Annotated in this window: 12 protein-coding genes; 7 read left to right on the top strand and 5 right to left on the bottom strand. The window is 64.2% G+C overall.

Annotated elements, in window-relative coordinates; all coding sequences use genetic code 11:
* The first annotated feature begins 24 nt into the window (after positions 1-24).
* A complete protein-coding gene (gene pglX, locus V5O40_RS01535; RefSeq protein ID WP_332903733.1) occupies positions 25-3606 on the top strand; it encodes a BREX-2 system adenine-specific DNA-methyltransferase PglX in 3582 nt (1193 codons plus the stop codon).
* 152 nt (positions 3607-3758) lie between these two features.
* On the opposite strand, the gene V5O40_RS01540 is transcribed toward pglX, so the two are convergent.
* Together V5O40_RS01540 and V5O40_RS01545 are read right to left on the bottom strand one after the other, a co-directional pair.
* A complete protein-coding gene (locus V5O40_RS01540; protein ID WP_332903734.1) occupies positions 3759-5354 on the bottom strand; it encodes a hypothetical protein in 1596 nt (531 codons plus the stop codon).
* Entirely contained in the window at positions 5344-6093 is a 750-nt protein-coding gene (locus tag V5O40_RS01545) for a hypothetical protein (RefSeq protein WP_332903735.1), read from the bottom strand. The genes V5O40_RS01540 and V5O40_RS01545 overlap by 11 nt, the downstream gene beginning before the upstream one ends.
* A gap of 681 nt (positions 6094-6774) precedes the next feature.
* Here V5O40_RS01545 and V5O40_RS01550 point away from each other — a divergent pair.
* The 4 genes from V5O40_RS01550 to V5O40_RS01565 are packed head-to-tail and all read left to right on the top strand — an operon-like array spanning position 6775 to position 9044.
* Positions 6775-7128, top strand: a complete 354-nt coding sequence (locus tag V5O40_RS01550) for a YbaB/EbfC family nucleoid-associated protein (protein ID WP_332903736.1) — start codon at positions 6775-6777, stop codon at positions 7126-7128.
* A complete protein-coding gene (locus V5O40_RS01555; RefSeq protein WP_332903737.1) occupies positions 7118-7435 on the top strand; it encodes a type VII secretion target in 318 nt (105 codons plus the stop codon). Before V5O40_RS01550 ends, V5O40_RS01555 begins: the two co-directional genes overlap by 11 nt.
* Complete coding sequence (locus V5O40_RS01560; RefSeq protein ID WP_332903738.1) at positions 7432-8670, top strand: WXG100 family type VII secretion target; 1239 nt, start codon at positions 7432-7434, stop codon at positions 8668-8670. Before V5O40_RS01555 ends, V5O40_RS01560 begins: the two co-directional genes overlap by 4 nt.
* Positions 8667-9044, top strand: coding sequence for a hypothetical protein (locus V5O40_RS01565; RefSeq protein ID WP_332903739.1), 378 nt, complete (start codon positions 8667-8669; stop codon positions 9042-9044). The genes V5O40_RS01560 and V5O40_RS01565 overlap by 4 nt, the downstream gene beginning before the upstream one ends.
* A 9-nt stretch (positions 9045-9053) precedes the next feature.
* On the opposite strand, the gene V5O40_RS01570 is transcribed toward V5O40_RS01565, so the two are convergent.
* Positions 9054-10421 (bottom strand): helix-turn-helix domain-containing protein, encoded by a 1368-nt coding sequence (locus V5O40_RS01570; protein WP_332903740.1) that lies wholly within the window; start codon positions 10419-10421, stop codon positions 9054-9056.
* Between the two features lie 144 nt (positions 10422-10565).
* Here V5O40_RS01570 and V5O40_RS01575 point away from each other — a divergent pair, with 144 nt between their 5' ends.
* Positions 10566-10778 (top strand): hypothetical protein, encoded by a 213-nt coding sequence (locus V5O40_RS01575; protein ID WP_332903741.1) that lies wholly within the window; start codon positions 10566-10568, stop codon positions 10776-10778.
* A gap of 199 nt (positions 10779-10977) precedes the next feature.
* Positions 10978-13155 (top strand): EAL domain-containing protein, encoded by a 2178-nt coding sequence (locus tag V5O40_RS01580; RefSeq protein WP_332903742.1) that lies wholly within the window; start codon positions 10978-10980, stop codon positions 13153-13155.
* Between the two features lie 20 nt (positions 13156-13175).
* Here the strand turns inward: V5O40_RS01580 and V5O40_RS01585 are convergent, their stop codons facing one another.
* The gene (locus V5O40_RS01585) at positions 13176-14360 is read right to left on the bottom strand and encodes a restriction endonuclease (RefSeq protein ID WP_332903743.1); all 1185 of its coding nucleotides are present in this window, start codon (positions 14358-14360) and stop codon (positions 13176-13178) included.
* 16 nt (positions 14361-14376) lie between these two features.
* Complete coding sequence (locus tag V5O40_RS01590; RefSeq protein ID WP_332903744.1) at positions 14377-16329, bottom strand: GmrSD restriction endonuclease domain-containing protein; 1953 nt, start codon at positions 16327-16329, stop codon at positions 14377-14379.
* Between the last annotated feature and the right edge of the window lie 107 nt (positions 16330-16436).

Consider the following 16436-nt stretch of genomic DNA (forward strand, 5'->3'; position numbering starts at 1 on the left):
GAGCGGGACGACTAGAGTCGTCGCGTGGTCGACCGGAAGCTGCTCTTGTCGGACCTGCAGAAGCAGGTCAAGAACCTGGAGAAGGACCTGCGGGAGCAGGCCGAGACGGTCGAGGAGGTGCGCGCCAAGCTGCGTGGCGAATACGACCACGCCTTCAAGGTCGGCCGTACCGCCGCCACCTGGACAGCCTGGCGCGACGAGCGGGTGACACAGGTAGCCGTGGCCTGGGTGCTCGGCACCGTCTTCGTACGCTTCTGCGAGGACAACGGCCTGCTGCCCGACCCTTACCTGGCTGGTCCAGGGGACAGGCTGGTGCTGGCCGAGGAAGCCGAGGCGCAGTTCTTCCGCGACCGGCCGGAGGAGACCCTGCGCGGCTGGCTGGAACAGGGTTTCGACGCCATCGCCAGCACCCAGGCCGGGAAGTCACTCTTCGACAAGCGGCACAACCCGCTCTACCAGATTCCGCTTTCCCATGACGAGGCGAAGAACCTGATCGCCTTCTGGCGGCGACGCGGCGAAGCTGGCGGCCTGGTGCACGACTTCACCGACCCCGAGTGGGACACCCGCTTCCTCGGCGACCTCTACCAGGATCTCTCCGAAGCCGCCCGCAAGACCTACGCCCTGCTCCAGACCCCCGAGTTCGTCGAAGAGTTCATCCTCGACCTGACGCTGACCCCGGCGATCGAAGAGTTCGGCCACGACGTGGTCAGAATGATCGACCCCACCTGCGGCTCCGGCCACTTCGTCCTCGGCGCCTTCGAGCGCCTCCTGAAGGAGTGGGAGCACCACGCCCCCAGCCGCGACATCCACGAACGCGTACGTCTCGCCCTCGACGCCGTCCACGGCGTCGACATCAACCCCTTCGCCGTAGCCATCGCCCGCTTCCGCCTCCTGGTGGCCGCCCTCCGCGCCAGCGGCGTCAAGACCCTTGCCGATGCAGCCGGCTATACCCTCCCTATGCACCTTGCCGTAGGCGATTCCCTAATCAAACACCGCCAACTCGCGCTTCCTATAGAGCAGGGTTCCGGTGACCTGGCCGACTTTCACTATGCCACAGAAGACATGCACGACCACCCTGGAATCTTGGAGGACGGACGATACCATGTGGTTGTGGGGAATCCTCCCTATATCACGGTTAAAGACCGCCGCCTAAATGATCTATACCGAGATATATATTCCGCTTGTCATGGCGCTTACTCGCTTTCGGTGCCATTTGCGCAGCGCTTCTTCGAGCTCGCGAAAACTGCCGAGTCAGGTGGGTATAGATCCGGCCGTGTGGCGCAGATTACAGCGAACTCATTCATGAAACGCGAGTTCGGCAAGAGACTCATTGAGCGCTTTTTTGCCAGCGAGGTGGACCTGACGCATGTAATAGATACGTCAGGTGCCTACATTCCTGGACATGGCACGCCCACCGTAATCTTGGTCGGCCGCAATCGTAGAAGCCTTCGATCTGGGCTAGTGCGAACGGTCATGTCTATCCGCGGAGAACCCAGGGCTCCGGAAGACCCTAGCAACGGTATCGTGTGGCGTTCGATAGTTCAGCAGCTGGATGCGCCAGGCTCCGAGACCGCTTGGATCAGCGTTTCTGATCTTGACCGAGACAAGTTGGCCCGTTTCCCGTGGAGTCTGACGGGAGGCGGCGCCAACCATCTGCAGGCACGGATAGAGGAAGCCTCTCCGATTCGCCTGGCAGACGTGACGAAGGATCTAGGATTCGTCTCGATCACAGGCGAAGACGATGTTTTCGAACTCACGCCGAGCGTTTCACGCCGGATCCCGGACGTTGCGACACGGCCGATTGTCCGAGGCGAACATATTCGGGACTTCCAACTCGATACAGATATGTCCACCATCTGGCCCTACGCTGATGACCTTACACCCTTGACCCTGACCCCGCTGAACGGCATGTACAAGCGGCTCTGGCCGTACCGGCGCAACCTCCAGATGAGGAGGAGGTTCGGTATCCCTGTCCAAGATATCGACGGAATCAGCTGGACGGAGTACCGGGAGTTCTACTCCCGCAGGCTGGCGACGCCGAATCTTATTGCCTACCCTTTCGTTGCCACGCACAGTAGCTTTTCGCTCCTGCGGGGCGAGCATGCCTGCATCCGTACTGCTCCGGTAATCAAACTAGGATCGGAGGCGACGGAGGACGATCATCTGCGGCTGCTCGGGGTTCTCAACAGCGCGGCCGCCTGCTTCTGGCTGAAGCAGGTTAGCCACGACAAGGGCATCCGCGGCGAGGGTGGAGGCTTCACCCCTGATGACTGGGAAAGGTTCTACGAGTTCACTGGTACGAAGTTGCAGGAATTCCCGCTGCCGTCGGCGTACCCGCTTGAATCGAGCCGGGAGATTGACAGGCTGGCGCGGCGCCTCGCCACCCTGATTCCGGCAGCAGCGGTGGGGACTGGGGTGCCTACCCGAGAGCGACTTTCCGCTGCCGAGTGGGAGTGGCGCTCGGTGCGGGCGCGGATGATTGCGTTGCAGGAGGAGTTGGATTGGCAGGTCTACTCGCTCTACGGATTGCTGGACGAAGAGTTGACCGCCCAGAGTGACGAAGTGCCGGAGTTGCAACTGGGGCAGCGGGCGTTCGAGATCGTCCTCGCTCGGAAAATGCGCGACGAGGGGCTGGAGACGCAGTGGTTCGCGCGGCACGGGTCGACGCCGATCACCGAGCTGCCGGCGCACTGGTCGGACGAGTATAAGGCGATCGTGGGGCGGCGGATCGAGCTGATCGAGAGTAACCGCAACATCGGGTTGATAGAGCGGCCGGAGTGCAAGCGGCGGTGGGCCACCGAGGGCTGGGACAAGATGCAGGCCAAGGCGCTGCGGGACTGGCTGCTGGACCGGTGCGAGGCGCGGGAGCTGTGGTATCACCACGTCGACGGCCTGGAGCAGCCGCGCCCGCTGACTACCGTGCAACTCGCCGACGAGCTGCGCCGCGACCCCAACGTGCTCGCCGTCGCCGAGTTGCACGCGCCCGGTCAGGATCTCGGCAAGGTGATCGCCGACCTGGTCGCCGACGAGCACGTGCCGCACCTGGCGGCGCTGCGCTACAAGGACTCGGGCCTGGCCAAGCGCGCTGACTGGGAGCAGGTGTGGGAGCTGCAACGGGCCGAGGACGCGCTGCCCGACGAAGCGGCGAAGCGGGAGTTCCGCAAGCAGATCCCGGTGCCGCCGAAGTACACCTCGGCGGACTTCGTCAAGGCCAGCTACTGGAAGCATCGGGGCAAGCTCGACGTACCCAAGGAACGTTTCGTGTCGTACCCGGGTGCCAGCCGCGACGGTGACCCGTCGCTGCTGGTCGGCTGGGCCGGCTGGGACCACCGCGAGCAGGCCCAGGCCCTCGCCACCCTGATCGTCGCCCGCGAACAGGAGGACGGCTGGGCCCCCGACCGGCTGCTGCCGCTGGTCGCGGGGCTGCGCGAGATCCTGCCCTGGGTGCGCCAATGGCACGGCGAGTTCGACCCGGAATGGAGTGCGTCGCCGGCCGAGATCTATGCCGGCTTCCTCGCCGAAACCACCAACCGCCTTCACCTCACCGATGAGGCCCTGACGTCGTGGTGTCTGCCAAAGGCCACCCGAGGCCGTACGAAGCAGTGAAGTGGTGTCTGTCCGTACACACTCGGGTCGACCACTCGTCAAATCCGGTCCAGAGCAGTTCGTGAAGGGAAAGATCATTTCTGGCAGGCCCGCCGAGATCACCTGTGCTCACGTCAATCCACTGTGGACCAGGAGCGAGTTGCGCGACGTCCTTAGCCGGAGAGGTATTCAAGGACGGCCGCTACCGCGGCGTTACGCATCCGCCGAGCGCGTATGGCACCGACATAGTGAGCGCGCCTAAACGTCTGCTCGTTCGATTCGAGCACTTTTCCGATAGTATCTAGATTCAACTCATGCAACTTCTGTCGCTGGAAATCGGTAATATCCAGTAGGCCGATCGGCGCCTGGAGCCGGGCTTGGAGGGCAGTATTATCGACGTTATCTATGGCGTCAATTGACAGCCTGTCTATGGGGCGATAGCTAGGGTGGTTGGGTCCGAACTCCACCGTCCGCCGGACAGACAGAGATCTCCTCAGCTCAGTTCCGTATGCGACTGGCTCCGGGTCGAGTGCAATCTGACAGCCGAGGTTGACCATGTAACGAGTTCCCACTTCGCTTCTGGTTCCTCGAATCCCCGCTACGCCTTCCTGAAGAATGCCACTGTAGCAAAGGAGACGTAGTGCCTCTCGAACCGCATGAGGGGCGTTTCGGTGTATCCAAAGGTACGAGGATGTTTCGCTTCCGCTCTTGCGTTTCTGGTTCCTGGCGTAAAGATCGGGCAAAACTTGGTTTTCAATGAAACGTCGGCCCCAGTCGATCAGATCGCCGTGTCCGGGGTAACGCTCGGTCAGACTTGAATGCTCTCCCCAGATCTCCTCGCGGTAGTACTCGCGGATTGTGTCCTGTGCGTTCCTTCGGTTGAAAGGCGAGCTGCGTGCTACTGTCTTCAAGAGGATTCGAGGGTTACCTGTAGCTGCGTATGCCAAGGCGTCGAATACTTCACCGTATTGTCCGATACGTTCATTCATTGAGGGGGCCTGGCGAAGCACTAGCTCCCTCATTGTCAGAGCGTATCCGCGAGCAGCGACGTTTCGATCAACGCTGTGAACTGTTGCATCGTGAGTGGGCTGAAAGGTTTCGCCGAATGCTGTTGCACCCGGGTACACCGCAGCCTTTACGGACAGGAATGGGCTCCTCAAGTCGCGCATTAGCGTGAAGAACTGACGTTGTTGCTGTGGAATGAAAACGTGAGCGGCTTCATCTACGAAGAGCGCGATACGTCTCAGTTGCGCGTGCTTGCACAGGTCCTCGACGGCATCCCGCAAGAGTTCTGGTCCGGGAACGTCGGATCTCGGGTCTGGTGCGGAACTCGTCTTCCAGGCGTTCTCGAAAAGCTGCTCCACTTCCTCCATCCGTGATGGGGTGGAGTCGCCGCCCCTGATGGCAGAAATGGCGGAGCCTCCGGGTAGCCCAAGACCGGCTGTCGTCGCTGCACGGACGATCCGGTTGCAGATTTTCGCGATCATCCACGCCAGGAATCGTTCGGGGGTTGGGTTGGTGATAAGCGTGGCGCGGGCAAACGTGACGTACACGGGCAATATTCGTGTCTCAGTCCGGTCGCGGTTGAGTTCGGCCTGGGCGGATCGCAGGAGGAATGACTTTCCGACTCCTCGGCTTCCTTTGAGTATCACCGGGGAGCGCCCCTTGAGGCTGTCGATAATTTCCCGATCCGTGGGCGTCTCGACAAGATATTCCAGCACGTCATCTGCTGGAATATCTTCCGTCCGAAAGAAGAGATCAGCCGGCATTACCCTCCCTCCCTTCGATAGGTAAGCCTAGTCGTCTGCGAACCTCTTCGAGATGTCCGAACCATACCTCAACAGTGGGCGCTAGACGGTCCTGATGAGGTCCAGATAGCAGCTCATCACCATATCGCGCGTAAAGAAGGAATAGAACCACGCTCGCCGAGTCGGAGGCGGTTCTTAGCCAGTCGGCTAAAACGACAGACGAGAAGTCCAATGTCTCGGGAAGCAATCGAGTTGCAGCGAGCTTCCCGTGGATAAACTGCGAGCAATGCCGGTAGCAGCGGGCCGCAACTTTCGCGAACTTTTGCGCATCCTCGGCGGCCGTTTCGCTAAATTCTTGCACAAAAGGCCTAGACATGACGCCATCGTTTTCGTCCAGCGCTGCCGACCATGAGAAATCAGCACGATCGGCAACCCAGCGTCGCCGGTGTAGCTCATTCGCCGAGAAGTATACCGATGCAAAGCTTAATTCAAGGAATACGCGCAGGCCCGCGTAAGCATGGAGATAGAGACCTATGCTGGCCGCGTAAATTGCGAATCCCAGCTCGCGGCGAGCTGCAGTAAGTTGGCCGGTCTCTGGCCTGCCGGTTAGTGCCTTTTCCCAAGCCAGGATGTCGAGATCCAGCTGTAGCAACTGGCCGAGCCCTCTGCCGTGCCCGCCAGTGGCCGACCGAATGTTAACTTCCGCTTGAGAGTGCAGTCCCAGAAGATGTACGTCGATGGTGGTTTGTCCGGTCGTCATTGGCCCTCCGAGGAGCATCGGCAAGTACCGTAGCACCGACTAACACCGGCTGGAAGTCGCGTCGTTCGCCCTGGAGACGAGAAGGAAGCCACGAGCAGCCAACGCGGAACCACGAGCGTAACGGCCGGCTTTCGTAGACATGCACGAACGCGGGCGTCGAGCGGTCCGAACCCACAGTCTCGCCTTCGTCGCCTGTCGCAAGCCAAAGACGTCGAGTCGGTACCTGATCTTGTGCGGCGGTGCAGCAGGACCGGGCGTTCGCGGTGGTTTGGGCCATGAGAACCTGTAGGCAGATGGCCCTGTCCCGCGTTCAACCGCGCGCGAACGTCGATGAATGTGATCCGGGTAGGCCGTGCGATACCTGACGTCGACTCTTGTTGACGCAGTGCTTATGTTGCAAACCTGGCACCGGTTGGCCATTGCTTTGTTGATGACCAATCTGGCGGAAGGTGGTGTGACGAGGGCGGCCGGCGTTGGCGCTACCGTCACCGCTTCTGTCAGGGGCGGCAATGACCTACCCCTGGGATGGCCGAGATGTGAACAGGGGTAGGTTCGGACTATCCTTTGTGGATATCGTGATCGTCACGGGGAGCGGCGCTGATGGATGTATCTTTTGACAGGGTGGCAGATTCGGCCGAGGAGTGGACCCGATCGTGGGCGGCGTCCATGTCGGAGCGGGCCGTGCAGGCGCAGGAGATGTCGCAGCGAGTCGCTGGCCTGTCAGTCTCCGCCACCGGCGGTGATGGGGCGATGGAGGTGACGGTCGCTGGCTCAGGGATCGTCACCGACCTGCGGATCGACGACCGGGTGGCGAACTGGTCCGGGGCGAGGATCTCGGCAGAGATCATGACGACGATGCGTCGGGCCCAGGGCCGTCTTTCCGCAGCGGTGGCCGAGATTGCCGGGCGGACTGTCGGCGCCAACTCCGAGACCGCACGCGCGATCGTGGCCAGCTACGCCGAGCGTTTTCCTGAGGTCGATGACGAACGCGAGCAGGGACGCGACGACTCGCGGCGGGAGCGCGGTGGCTGGTGAGTCGGGCTTCGAGGTCGACAGCCAGGCGCTACGCCGGCACGCCAGCAGTGTCGACGAGGTCGCTGAGATGGTCGATCAAAGCCGGCGAGCAGCCGGATCGGTGCAACTCGGCCGGCATGCGTACGGTCGGTTGTGCCAGCTCATCCCCAGCCTGCTCGACCCGGTCCAGCAGGCCACGATCAGCGCGTTGAGCGAGGCCACCGACGCATTGCAGCGTACGGCTGACGACCTGCGTGCCGCCGCGAGGCAGTACGAGAGCGGTGATCAGGAGGTCTCCGCTCACTTCGGCCACGGAGCCGGGCGGTGAGCGAGCCGGCCAACCCGCTCATCGCGCCCCGCCAGGACAGCACCACCGCGCTCAGCGGCGTGTTCATCGCCGAAGACATCGACGGTCTGCTGGCGAGCTACGCCGGAGGCGGATGGATCGACACGGCGATCGGCGGGTTCGCCGTCTCCATGGACGCCCTCGCCTTCGTGACCGACCCGCTGGGCCAACTCGTCGCATGGGGTGTGGGCTGGCTGATCGAGCACGTCAAACCGCTCTCAGACACTCTCGACGAACTGGCCGGCGACCCCGACCAGATCGCCGCGTACGCCCAGACGTGGCGAAACGTGACCGCTGCGGTCGGGGACTCCCGTGTCACCCTCGGTGACGCCGTAAACCGGCAGGTCGCCGGCTGGACCGGCGCCGCATCCGCCGCCTACCGGCGGCACAGCCAGGAGCAGCAGGCCGTACTGGACGCACTCGCCCGGGCCGCCAACGCCATGTCCGAGATCACCACCGGTGCCGGGCTGCTCGTCGCCCTGGTCCGCGAACTCGTCCGCGACCTCATTGCCGAGTTTGTGTCGGTGCTGGCCGTACGGCTGTGGGTGTGGCTGGCCGAGGCCGGTGTCACGCTGGGGTTGGCCACTCCCTGGGTCGTCACCCAGGTAACCACCCTTGCCGCCAAGTGGGTGGCGCGCATCACCCGGCTACTGCACGGCCTGATCAGCAGCCTGCGTCGGCTGGCGCCGATCCTGCGTCGCCTCAGCGGGCTCATCGGCGAGTTGCAGGCCACTCTGCGTCGTCTCACCGACCGGGGGTCGGCGTCACCGCAGGCACCCGCCCGCGACACGCATCTGCTGCACTCCGACGCCGACCCGCTGCGAAAGTGGGGCGCGGCCCGCGAGACCCATCCGGAGCAGTGGGATGCCGCGATTCAGGAGGCGCGCGAGTTGGGTGTCGAGATCACCTTCCGGAAGGGTGGATTGGCGTACGGACCCAGCCCGTCACCGGGGCAGCCAGGGCACCTGATTCTCGACCCGGATGCTTCGTACGGTGCGTTGCTGCACGAGATGCAGCATCTCCGCGAGGACCAGGCCGCGGGCTGGGTCGGGATGAGAGGCTGGTTCGAAGACCCGGTGGTGCGCTACGAGAACGAGGTGCGGGCCTACCAGCAGGAGATTCGGTACGCGGAGTCCATCGGTGACCGCGACTCCGTCGAGCGACTGAACCAGTTGATCCGCGAAGAGTACGCAAAGATCTTTGGAGAAGAACCATGACCGTGCCCCAGCCGCCGAACCTCACACCACCTCCGGTGCGGCAGATGGGAAACGCGGAGCTGGCGGAGTTGGCCAGGAGCGGTGGAGCGTACCGGGGGAAGGCCGTGTTCGAGCTTGTCGACCGCGCCAGGACGGACGACGACGCGGCGACCAGGCTGGGCGAGTTGAGCAGGCTCACCGCCTTGCGCGAGGACCGGGTGTTCCATTCGGTGTCGCTCGCCTGGGCCGCCATCATCGGGTTGCTGGCCACGGAGACGCCATATGCGCGGGGGGTTGCCTACGCCGCGTTCGCGGCCCTGCCGGCAACCGACCAAGCCAACCTTCTCGCGTACGTCAAGGCTGAGCGCATCGAGGACGCGCATCCTCGCCTTTGATCGCGTGTTCTACAGCGGCGTACCGATACGAACGGCGAAGTTCTTGAGGTCGGGTAGCACCTGCCGGTGGTCTGCGTTGAGCAGGGCCACGGTGAGGTGCTGCGCCCATGGGCGGTACCGGACTTCCTGCGGCGCGATCCGCTCGGCGGCCAGCAGCGCTCGAAACGACTCCGGGTATGCCCCACGCCCGTGCAACGCCAGGGCATAGTCCTCCCAGTAGCGGGCGCGTCGCTCGACGGTGCCCAGCTGATCGGGGCGCAGTTCGCGGGCGTACTGCACCGCTGCTCCGAAGTCGTTGAGCACCCGGGCGACACTGATTCGGTAGAGCATCACGTCGACGTCTGCGAACTCGCCGCGGTCGCCATTGCGACGCCCTGCCTCGTCGGCCTCGTGCAGCAACTCCTGTGCGGTGTCTCGACGATCCGTGAGCGCGGCCGTGTAGGCGGCCGTCGCCAACAGCCGGCCGTAGGCAGCAACCTGTTGAGGTGATCGGAGCCGGGTCGATTTGTCGAGGGCCTGCGCCGCGTCGATCAGGGTTTGTTGGGCGCGCTGCCCGTGGCGGGTGCGCCGCAGCACGATCGCAGTCATGCGTGCTGTCTCGGCGTACAGCAACGGATCGTCCGCCTCCCGGGCCGCATGTCTGGCGCGGTCCATCGCCGACCAGGCCATCCCGTCCTCGTGCAGTTTGACCAGCACCTGAGTGGTCAGGTGATACGTCCGGGCGAGGGTCGCGGCGGCGCTTGGGCGTTGTCCATCGGCCGCCAACGAGTGGCTGGCGGTTGCCGCCGAAACCAACTGTGGCAGCCGGGCTGAGAGCCTGGTGTACCGGCATGCGCGGAAATCGGACCAGGCATGAGCGAGCATGGTCCGCAGCCGGTCAGGGTCGATCGGGCCGGTCGGTGGCGGGCAGTGACCGAGGAGGATGTCTTCCAGGCTGGCAACTACCCGGTCGGGCGGGGTCGGCGCAGGCGTGCTTCCGGAGAGTGTCGAGCCGACCAGGCCGGCCAGTCCGCCGAGCACCTCACGCCGTCGCACTGAATCCTCTCCCACCTCGCGCCGCGCTGCTTTACCGCGCACCTTATCGATCGGCGAGGCGGATTGGTGGATTGCGGGGCCGTTCATGTCCGTGAGCCCGAAGAGTTCGGGTGGGATGTCGAAGATCGCTGCCAGTCGTCGCAGGACTGTGACGTCGGTGAGCCGCTGCCGGCCCCGCTCGATCCGGGACAACGTCGCCGCCGAGTAGCCGCACCGTTGACCAGCCTCGGCCAGGGTCAACCGCGCCGCAGTACGAGCGACACGCAGCAGCGTGCCGAAGTCGCCTACGGCAGCAGCCTGTCTGGCCTCCGGAAGCGCCGACCACTGGAGTTCGCCGCTCATGGCATCCCCCCGCCACATCCTCACCGTCGAATGTCCGCCGTGAATACCACCTCACGCAAACCTCTTTCGTCTGGTGCATGAACTGGAGCCCTGGCGCCCCCCGTCTGTTGTTCTGGTCGTGGCGGTGAGGGTCGGGAGACGCTGATGGGCAGGGTGGATAAGGCCAAGGGGAATGAGTTGGCCGAGGCGGTCATCACTCGAACGCTTGTGATTGGCGCGATCGCGCTCGTCGTCCTGGTCGTACTCGCGCTGATCGGTGGCGAGGCGACGGCGACAGCCGCCGTTGCTGCTGTCGGCACGATCGCGGTTGCTCTCGTCCGGTTGGCACGTAGCTATCTCAACCGACCGAACCGGTAGCCGTGAATTGGCCTGCCTTGCTGCGCTCCAGGGCGGCGACCAGCGGCACGTGCCAATTCTGTTACGTGGGTTCGGTGACGGCTTTCTGACTCTGCGATCAGCGTTCACGTTCCCTGCTGCTCACGATAGGGTCACCCAGAGCACTTTTCCGGCTCCGCACTGTCATTGTGCGACGGATGGCACCTCGGGGGTTCTGGGCATGGCGACGGCCAAGCGGTGGGCGGTCCTGATCGGTGTCAACGAGGGTGGCCCCGGCGTCAACGTGCGGGCCCTGCGCTTCGCGGAGAAGGACGCGCTGGCGATGCGCGCGGTCCTGCTCGATGAGGAAATCGGCACCTTCCACGATGGCGAGGTGCTTCTGTACACGGGCGCGGCGGCCACCTCGTCGACGATCAGGAAGGCGCTGCGGGAGATCGCCATCCAGGCCAGCCCGTCCGATGTCCTACTGGTCTTCTTCGCAGGCCACTCCCTCGTACCGGAGTGGAGCCTGCCGGACGACGCGTACCTGGTCACTGCGGATCTCGACGCGGAAATGCTGGCCCTCGAACCTGACCGGGGCCTGCGGATGTCGTTTCTCCGGCAGGACGTCTTCGAGATGTTCGCCGGTACCTCGTTGCTCGTGCTGGACTGCTGCCAGACCGGCTCTGACCTCGACGCCGGACAACCGCACACCGAGGCGATGCGGACCTATCACACCCGGGTCGACCGGCACAGCGCGTTGATGGCCTGCCAGCGTGGGGAGGTTGCCCGCGAAAGTGAACAACACCAGCACGGCGTGCTGACCTACCACATGCTCCGGGCACTGCGCGGCGCGGCCGGGGACGAGCGGGGACGCGTCTCCTTCGCCGGGATGGCCGACTTCGTGGCTCGGCAGGACATCGACCCGCCTCCCGTGCGGCTCATGCAGACCTGGGGGCCGGCCGGGGCACTCACCCAACCGCCGGTGTCCCGTCACGACAAGCCGCAGGTGGCGTCGGCAACCTCCGGCAGCACTCGGCTCTGTCGGAATCCCTTGGAGGATCAGGTCAACTCGATACTTCAACTGCTGGCCCGGGTGTTTCGCGGCGAGTCGAGACAGCCGCGACAGCAGGGCGGAACTGAGGATCGTTTGGAGATCATCCGGCACGCCCTCGACGCTGAGTCCGCCGCGATTGTGACGCTCACCGGGAGCGGCCACCGTAAGGTCAACTGGACGCAGCGGTTCGACAGCGACTTCCTGTCACCCCTGCTGGACATGGCTACCCGGGCAGCGGTGCAGTACCGCACGACCATCCCCGGCTACGTGGTCTCGCAGGACAGCCGGCGTCAACTGTTCTGCGTGCCCCTGTCATACGAGGGCGACCACACTCTCACCCTGGTGTTGGTTGATCCGGCCTTGGCCCGGCTTGACATGGGTGAACCCTTGGCTGTCATGCTGCGCGCCATCTGGGAATCGAACCCGCTCGACGATCCGGTGCAGGCGGAAATGCGGGTGCTGACCGCGCTGCGTACCTCCTTCGGCCGGTTGCCTCTCGTCCTCTACGAGCACGCGTTCAGCCTGTATCAGACACTGGTGAGCAGCATGACCATGGTGTTTCAGCCCGTCGTCGAGTTGGACCAACGGCCGTCCGGAGTCAGCGTCCAGAGCTACGAGGCGCTTGCCCGCAGAGGCGACCAGCAACGCGGAGCGCCGCTGCGGTTGCTGAACCTGGCCCACGACTGGGGAGACCGGTTCATCATCGAACGCGACGCGCTGCTCGCCAGCAAGGCCATCCACTCGTACGCGCAGGCCGACGCGGAGTCGGAATGGCAGGGCACCAAGCCGCTCTCTATCAACGTCGCCGTCCGCTCGCTGCTCAGCGACTCCTACCTGCACCAGGTGACCAAGGCGTTGTACGAGGCGAGTCTGAACCCGCGCGTACTCACCCTGGAGATCTCCGAGCGGGACGCCATCGAGCCCGGCCCGGGTGAGCACTGGCCGCAGGAGCACCTGGTGTACTTCCACTCCCGACTGACCAAGCTCACCACCGACCTCAAGATCAACTTCGCGGTGGACGACTTTGGCGTTGGGTACGCCTCCCTGGCCCGCATGGCCGAGTTGCATCTGACCCAGATCAAGGTGGACCGCGCGGTGCTGCACCACCCGATGGCCCTTGAGGAACTCGCGCTCGTCGTCCAGGTGGCTGGCTACGCCAGAAGCCTGGGCCAGGCACCCAACCCCCGGGCCGTCATCCTCGAAGGCTTCGACGACGAGGCGCCGGTCACCCTTCGACAGGTCTACGAACTCGGGATTCACCATGTGCAGGGCTACTTCTGCGGTCAGGCAGCCGCAACGACCCTGCGCCCACTGGAACCTGCCGTGCAGACGCGCATCGCTGAGCTGGTCAACGAGGAGTAGGTCGCCCGCGCTCCGCCGGTTCAGGGATTGCCGTTGTTGAGCACCTCCAGAATCGCGGCGGCGACCTGCTCGATGTAATCGATGGTCTGGGTGGTGCCGGCGCCGTCGATCGGGCGTTTCTGAGTCACGTCGTCCGGGTCCTCGTCGTACTCGTGAGCGATCTTGTGCCGGCGCTGAACGATCTGCCGGATCTGTTCCTGCACGTCTTTGCCGGTGAAGGAGACATCGTCCCCGCTCTGCTCGTTGAGTATCTGTGCCACGCGATCCCAGAAACCCTTGACATCGTGTACGAGACCGAAGCCGTCACGGATCTTGTCGGGATTCTGGTAGACCAGGTGACCCTGTTCACGCAGTTGCTGGTCCAGCGCCTCCACGAGCGTCCTCGTGCCGGCCTGGACCTGCTCGACCAGGCCCAGAGAGATGGAGAAGGACGTGAAGCCCTTCGGCTTCGGGACCTCCGGTCGGGCGACCAGTTGCAGCATCCGGGCGCGAACCTCCTGCCGGACCCAGTGGTCGAGCGCGGCGACGCTCTGCACCCACGCCGCCCGGTACACGTCCGACACCTCGAACGCTCCGACCTTGAGCTGGTCCAGGTGTTGACCGGCGGTGGCGAGGCTGCGAGCGTAGTCGAGGTTCCGCCGGAGGTTCGCGAAGGGGACCGATTCGGCGTCCTGGTGCGGCGGGTCGGCCGGGTCGGGCTTCGTCGGGGGATCGAGCGTCGGCATCGCCTTGGCCTCAAGTAGACGTTCGAGACGCCCAACGCTCTCCGCCTGATTGATCCGATAGACCGTGGTCAGGGAGGGCAGAGCGAGCAGCTCCCGTTCTACCGACGCCCGAGGAACGTCGGTGCGGGCCCACGTCACAGCTCGCGCGTGCCGGATGCCCGAGGGAAGGTCCATCCGATACTCGTATGGTCCGTTCACCCGACCGACGGCGACGTCGGGGCTGGTGCGCCGCAGGAACAACACGATGTCACCCGTGGACATCTTCGACCGAAACGCGACCAACTGAACGGTGTAGCTTTCCACCGCGCGCTGCTCGACCTCCGGGTACGCAGCCCGGACCCGCTTGCGGATCTCGATGGGCGATGTGGTGGTGCTGAGGTCTCCCGCAGCGGACCAACCAACCGCGATCAGGTTCTTGTCCAAGGCGAGTTCGTCGTAACTGTCGTCACGGCCGGCCCGTACGATCCATGCTGTCGCCACCAGATCTCCTCTTCGGTCAGTCCGTGCTTGTGACAGGGAACCGCACCGGCTCGCTGTCCCAGCGCTTCGATTCGACTGGGGGCAGCGAGGACAGTGGCTGCGATGTCTCCAGTTCCCGGTCGAACACCGTCCGCCACTCCTCCGGGGTTCCGGTTACCAGGAACGGGCCGATGGTGATCTGCAGGGAGTCTTCGAGCATCTCCACGGGGACCGACTCGCCGGCGATCGTCACGTCGCTGTCGATGCCCGCTATCCGGGCGGACTCGATGGCGCTGTCCAACTCGGCCATGTTGGCCCATCCGACCCAGGCGATGCCGTCGCCGGACGCGGTGAAGACGATCCGACCTCCGTCGCGAAGACTGCCATAGAGCGCGAGGTCAAGCGCGAGCCCGGCGCTGGGATCGGCGTTCTCGACCGGTACTTCGTCAAGAAAGGCGGGACGGAATCGGTCCAGCAGGGCGTTCATCGCCTCCGCGAGAAGGTGCCGTCGAGCATCCAGGAAACGCGGATAGCCGTCCGGGCTGCGCAGCGCCACGTCCACGGGGACGAGGTGTTGCCTCAGTTCGTCCTCGTGCAGGGTGGGAAAGTACTCCGCTGGGGTGCGGCCGTTGATCTTCTTGCTGGCCTGTGCGGAGATGAAGACCAGGTTGGCAAGGTCGTTGACCATGGCCTTGTCGAAGCGGGGATCGTCGAGCGTCGACGGCGGGTGCACGTGGTGGTGCTCCAGCTTCGGAGCGTCCTCGGTGTCCGGCAGGATGTCGGTGCCGTACCACCAGTCGCGGGCGTCGCGGGCTCTGGCCACGAGCAGGCTCAGGAAGAAGTACGGGCTCTCCTTCGTCCGCCCCCGGAGCGCCCGTTCGGTCACCTCGGCGCGGGAGTTCTCCACGCTGAGGCCCTCGAGAAGCGCCCGGACCGGGTCAGGTTGGCGGGCGGACCGGATGTCCTGGCTTAGCCTGGTATCGGTGGAGCCGCTGTAGCGGGTCCGGATGGTGGCCAACAAGAGCCAGTAGATGATCCCCTTGGAGGTCTCCTCGTCGACTGTGTCCTCGCTTCGCTCGCCGAGAAGCACGACCAACGGAATCAGCACGATCATTGAGGGGAGCGGGTCCGATCGGGTCAGTTTCAGCTCGCGCTCCAGCAGCGGGATCAGTCGTCGCAGGCCCCGCTTGACCACCTCCCAGCCGCGTTCGAGCTCGGTGTCTCCGGTCTGCCGCAGCTTGCTGTGAGACCAGACGGACAATCCGCGACCCAGAACCACACCGGCCAGGGCGCGGGACAGAAAGTTGACGTCGATGTGCCCGTAGCCGTGGCCCAGCCAATGTTGCGACTCGTCCTGCAGTTTGGTCAGCACACCCTTCCAACGAGTCGACAGGGTCGCCATTGCCAGGTCGAGGGTGCCGAGGCGCCGGCCACCACTGTTCACCCGGACGAAAATCTCCGCGACCTCCTCGTACGGAAAACCCTTGAGGACCTCCATCACGAAGTGTCGGTTGCGCAACTGCTTGATCCGGCCGAGCCGATCCTCAATTTCGTGGTCTTCGAGGGTGGAGCCGGCGTCGAGCAGCCGTTGAGTCAGGCGCAGCATGCTGGCCTTCGGATCGAGCACATCTGCCACCTTGACCCACTTCGGGTCGCGGCGGGTCGCAGCACTCTGGTTCTGGAACTTCTGGTTCTCCACGTGAAAGACGACCTGCGCGTCGGGGTGATCGGTGAAGACCCGGTGCAGGGACGTCAGTCGTTGCTGGCCGTCCAGGAGGAACAACGGAGGTTTCGAAGGCGTGGGTTCCGGTCCGCTGACCGACATGTCTCGAGTCTCGGGGACGTCATCGGTCTCCCAGAACAGCAGCGAGCCGAAGGGGTACCCCCGATAGATGGAGTCCATCAGCTTCGCGACCTGTGTCGGCTTCCAGACATACTCCCGCTGAATCTCCGGAAGCAGGATCTCGGCATTCGAGATCTCCTCGATCAACTTCCCGATGGATCTCTCGATCCTGTCGACATGCATCAAGCAAACCTCTTCGTTGCTGCCAGGACGGATTCAAGCTTGACCCGGGCGATCACGAGAGATGCAGTTCC

The sequence above is a fragment of the Micromonospora palythoicola genome (assembly GCF_036689795.1).
GTDB lineage: Bacteria > Actinomycetota > Actinomycetes > Mycobacteriales > Micromonosporaceae > Micromonospora > Micromonospora palythoicola.

Bases quoted from the DNA above. Each gene is read 5' to 3' on its own strand.
- V5O40_RS01545 (WP_332903735.1), bottom strand. From the start codon at position 6,093: ATGACGACCGGACAAACCACCATCGACGTACATCTTCTGGGACTGCAC.
- V5O40_RS01575 (WP_332903741.1), top strand. From the start codon at position 10,566: ATGGGCAGGGTGGATAAGGCCAAGGGGAATGAGTTGGCCGAGGCGGTC.
- V5O40_RS01565 (WP_332903739.1), top strand. From the start codon at position 8,667: ATGACCGTGCCCCAGCCGCCGAACCTCACACCACCTCCGGTGCGGCAG.
- V5O40_RS01540 (WP_332903734.1), bottom strand. From the start codon at position 5,354: ATGCCGGCTGATCTCTTCTTTCGGACGGAAGATATTCCAGCAGATGAC.
- V5O40_RS01570 (WP_332903740.1), bottom strand. From the start codon at position 10,421: ATGAGCGGCGAACTCCAGTGGTCGGCGCTTCCGGAGGCCAGACAGGCT.
- V5O40_RS01580 (WP_332903742.1), top strand. From the start codon at position 10,978: ATGGCGACGGCCAAGCGGTGGGCGGTCCTGATCGGTGTCAACGAGGGT.